Genomic DNA, 3,097 nt, shown 5'->3' with positions numbered 1-3,097 from the left:
AATAAAGGATACAAGAACACCTATGAAATATGATACAATACCTATTACAAGAGGCATGAAACGGTCTTCACGGTTGGATATGTCCTTGTCGGTGTTTAGCTTTTTAGCCCAAAACAGTATAATTGCCATCGGCAGGACAGATGCAAAAATAAGTGAAATCAGCTCCAAAACGATGAATTTATTAAAATTAAAAGCACCGTTTTCAAATGACAATACAATACAGATTATCAAAAACAACGGAATGGTAATTATTGGAGGATTTGTTATTGTTGATATTTTTTCGGCTATTTTTCTCTTATCCATATAGTTATTTATACTTCTTTTAAATTAATAAGTATTATGAAAGTAAATTTAAAACCCCGTTCAATGATGTTTCCGGCTCCGGCTGTCATAGCTAGTGCTTATGATGAAAATGGAAAAGCCGACTGCTGCACACTTGCCTTTGCAACAATGTGTTCCCACCGTCCTCCGGCAGTCATGATAGCTATCAACACTACACTGAAAAGAAAAACACTTAAAAGCATATTGCATTCAAAGGAATTTACCCTTGGTTTTGCAAGCATAGAACATGCAGCCGAAACAGATTATTTCGGAATGGCATCAGGATATGATACAGATAAGATTCAGGACGTTAATTTCCATACCAAAAAAGCCGAAAAGGTCAATGCACCTATAATTGAAGAGTTTAAGGTTTCTTTGGAATGTAAGGTTATCCATATTGCTGAAGTTGGAAGCCATACCCAGATTACCGGTGAAATCGTTAATGTTCTGGCTGAAGAGGAAGTCCTGAATGAAAAGGGCAAAATTTCATTTGAAAAACTGAATCCGTTGGGTTATGATGATATTTCCTACTGTTATTTTGAAATAGGTGATAAGATAGCTGACGCATTTAAGATAGGGCTTAAATTCAGACAAAAAACCGATGAATAATATAAATATTATCATTGACAAAGAGTAATATAACATTAACTGGAGGAATCAATATCAATAACCCTAATGATTTTTTAAAAGAGGAGTTTTTCATCATTGAATCAACAGATCTCAAATCAGTCAAATCTTATTTTTACGGATACGGTTTCAGCGATGATGAGGTTATAAGACAGGATAACTTTTCCAGTGATTTGAAACTGGATGCTGCAGGTTCATACGTATCCGTTAATGTTGATGGTGATTACATATACATCTCTCAGGACTATCTGGGATCATACGGGTTATACTTATATCAGATAGATGATTATTTTGCAATTTCAAACTCATTTTTAAAGCTGGTTGAATACCTCTCAAAATCAGATAAGACATTCACAATCAATGAGGATTATGCCAATTATTATCTTGCAGCGGCCATGAGCTCACTTGTTCCCGATGAAACACTGGTTAATGAAATCAAAATGCTGAAGCACAATGTCATTGTCAAAATTGACATAACCAATAAATCCCTATCTTATGAAAGAATAGAATATGGTGAAGGAAGAGTCAGTCTTGATTCCGGTGAGGGCATAGCTATTTTGGATGAATGGCATGACAAATGGGTTGGCCGTTTCAGAAACATATTCTCTTCAAACCATCTGACCGTGGATTTGAGCGGAGGATTTGATTCAAGGGTTGTGGCTGCATTATGGCTATCTTCCGGCATTAACCTGGACAACCTGACCATTAATTCATCACATCACAATGAGCGCTTTGATGAGGATTTTGAAATAGCTTCTCAAATTGCAGATTATTTTGATTTCAAATTAAACAATGACTATCAACGTGAAAAGATACCGTGCACTCTGGAAGAATCAATAAACACTCCGTTATATGTCAAATTCGGATTTCATAAAAAAAGATATTTCCCGATTTATAAAAATGCCCAACCGAATTTCAAGATTTCAGGCCACTGCGGAGGCACTATAAGAAATTATCCCAACATTCCAGTTTCACAGTATGTGGATGAGATTATCGAGAGGGCAAGCGATTATGAAAATCATGTAGAGGAGTCAACAAGGAGATTATTCAGCAAGAAAATAGAGGAGCTAAGTGAAATCTATGGATTGAACAAGAATTCCAAAAGGTTATCCTCCATTCTTTATCGCGAATCAAGAAACAGACATCATTTCGGAAAGGCGTTTGTTGAAGCATACCTTAAAAATTGGATTACCCTTGCTCCGTTAAGTGATGCACTGCTTTCAAAATTGAAGATTACAACTGATGAATGCGATGATGATCTGCTGATAATTACACTGATTTTTGCAAGGTATTGTCCTGAACTGCTGAACTTCAAGGTAGAAGGTGGCCGTAAGTTCAATGAAAAAACCATTGAATATGCAAATATGCTCAATGAGAAATATCCAAGAGAAATTGAGGATTTGGATGTTGTTGAAGGACCTGAATTCAGACAGGATATCGTCAATGACAAGGCCATTCTTTATTTCGGACAGCATGCATTACTATTTAAGGACATTTTCACATCAAGCAATTTCATTAAGGATTTCGAGAAATACTTCTCAAAGAAATCATATAAGTTTATCAGAAACACAATCTATAAGGATACACATTATCTTCAGGATGTCCACTCTTCAATTGACATTTTAAAAATCCATGAATACATAGATTTCAACCATAATCTTAACAATAATTCCATCGGGTCATGGTTTGAATCATATCCTATCGTTTCAGACGATGAGTTTGAAATGGATTTGCTGATGAATAAATACAGGACATTGAGAATTGACATAATCAACAAGGGAAGCGAGGACAATAATTTTGATGTAATCGAATACGATGATGATGACTTAAAACACACTGTTCCTGACTGGTTTAATAAAAATGAGGGCATTGGTCATGTATTTAAAACCCAAAAGAGCAAATTGAATCTGAAAATCAGAATCATCAACGACGGTGAGATTACCATTAAGCTAAGAGCCGAAAACGTTAAGGATGCAAACGGCAATCATTTCCCAGTATATGTGGACTGTTGTGAGTTTAAGGTAAACGGGGAAGTAATCATTGACGAACATACTCTGATTTCCCTTGAAGGATTTAAGTTTAAAAAAGAAGTTTCAGATGATGATGTCATATCCCTTGATATTGATTGGATGCCTTTCAATGAATCATC

2 protein-coding genes and 1 pseudogene are annotated in these 3,097 nt (G+C 35.5%); 2 read left to right on the top strand and 1 reads right to left on the bottom strand.

The genetic code is table 11. The features are described from left to right. A pseudogene (locus tag ACJMLH_RS00500) lies at positions 1–303 on the bottom strand (hypothetical protein); the annotation flags it as partial. A 36-nt stretch (positions 304–339) separates the two neighbouring features. On the opposite strand from ACJMLH_RS00500, the gene ACJMLH_RS00495 reads away from it, so the two are divergent. Next, positions 340–930: a flavin reductase family protein gene (locus ACJMLH_RS00495; protein ID WP_405274005.1), complete on the top strand. Its 591-nt coding sequence runs from the start codon at positions 340–342 to the stop codon at positions 928–930. 14 nt (positions 931–944) lie between these two features. Then, positions 945–3,097, top strand: a 2,153-nt coding sequence (locus ACJMLH_RS00490) for a hypothetical protein (protein ID WP_405274004.1), incomplete at its 3' end; no start/stop codon positions are given.

It is taken from the genome of Methanobrevibacter sp. (assembly GCF_045116495.1).
Taxonomy (GTDB): Archaea; Methanobacteriota; Methanobacteria; order Methanobacteriales; family Methanobacteriaceae; genus Methanocatella.
The sequence above is the reverse complement of the archived record's forward strand: the minus strand, read 5'-3'. Positions and strand labels throughout refer to the sequence as shown.